The following is a 343-nucleotide window of genomic DNA, read 5'->3' as shown; positions in this document are numbered from 1 at the left end:
ACTTTTTTTTTTTTTTTTTTTTTTTTTTTTTTTTTTTTTTTTTTTTTTTTTTTTTTTTTTTTTTTTTTTTTTTTTTTTTTTTTTTTTTTTTTTTTTTTTTTTTTTTTGTTGGTGTTTTTTTTTTTTTTTTTTTTTTTTTTTTTTTTTTTTTTTTATTGTTTTTGGTTTTTTTTGGGGGGGGTGGTGTTGGTGGGTTTTTTGGTTTTTTTTGGGGTTTGTTTTTTTTTTGGGTGTGTGTGTCTGGGTGTTTTTTTTGTTCTTGTACTTCTTTTTTTTTAATTTTTTTTTTTTTTTTTTTTTTTTTTTTTTTTTTTTTTTTTTCCAACTTTTGTGCGCATGCGCC

At 17.8% G+C, this 343-nt stretch carries 1 protein-coding gene; it reads right to left on the bottom strand.

Annotation, left to right across the window (positions count from 1 at the left end; genetic code table 11):
- Nucleotides 1-343 (bottom strand): hypothetical protein (locus UTM25_RS22685; protein WP_320715395.1); only part of this gene is annotated, 343 nt, incomplete at both ends.

Origin of the sequence: Enterobacter sp. 61D5, assembly GCF_034107965.1 — a bacterium.
Taxonomy (GTDB): Bacteria; Pseudomonadota; Gammaproteobacteria; order Enterobacterales; family Enterobacteriaceae; genus Enterobacter; species Enterobacter cloacae_M.
This window is presented reverse-complemented; position numbering and strand designations above follow the sequence as displayed.